This is a genomic window from Methylobacterium sp. WL103, assembly GCF_008039885.1.
Classification (GTDB): Bacteria; Pseudomonadota; Alphaproteobacteria; order Rhizobiales; family Beijerinckiaceae; genus Methylobacterium; species Methylobacterium cerastii.
This window is the reverse complement of sequence record NZ_VRUX01001087.1, coordinates 1-798: the sequence shown is the minus strand read 5'-3', so window position 1 is coordinate 798 and position 798 is coordinate 1. Positions and strand designations below refer to the sequence as shown.

Genomic DNA, 798 nt, shown 5'->3' with positions numbered 1-798 from the left:
CTCGTCGCGGGCGGCGGCGTCGATCCAGCCGGCCTGCGTCAGCGCGCCGAGCATCGGCACCGTGCGGCTGCCGCGCAATTCGGGCCGCCGGCCGCCGAAGACCAGTTGCTGGGTCTGCACGAAGAACTCGATCTCGCGGATGCCGCCGCGGCCGAGCTTGATGTCGTGGCCGCCCACCGCCAGCGCCTCGTGGCCGCGCACCACGTGGATCTGGCGCTTCATCGCGTGGATGTCGGCGATGGCGGCGAAATCGAAGTACTTGCGCCAGATGAAGGGCGTCAGCTCGGCGAGGAACCGTGCCCCGGCGGCGCGGTCTCCGGCGATCGGCCGCGCCTTGATGAAGGCCGCCCGCTCCCAGTTCTGGCCGAGCGACTGGTAGTAGTCGAAGGCGAAGTCGGTGGAGAGCGCGACCGCTGTCGAGCCGGGATCGGGCCGCAGCCGGTAGTCGACGCGGTGGACGTAGCCCTCGGACGTGCGCTCTTCCAGGAGCTTCGCGATGCCCTGCGCGAGCTTGGCGAAGAACGGTTTCGCCTCGACGTTCTCGCCGAGCGGCGCGACGGCGGCGTCGAAGAACATGATCAGGTCGACGTCGCTGGAATAGTTGAGCTCGCCCCCGCCGAGCTTGCCGAGGCCCAGGACCACGAGGCCCGAGCCGGCTTGGGGGGCCTCGGGGTCGGCCGGGCGAAACTTCCCCGTGCCCGCGGCCTGGAGCAGGAGCTCACATCGTCGTCGCGGGAACGCGACGGACCTGGTCGTCCGAGCAGACCTGGTCGTCCGAGCACAAGCGGGCGATCCTTG

General features: G+C 70.4%; 1 pseudogene. It reads right to left on the bottom strand.

The window, feature by feature from the left end:
• A pseudogene (locus FV222_RS27950) lies at window positions 1-798 on the bottom strand (hypothetical protein); the annotation flags it as partial.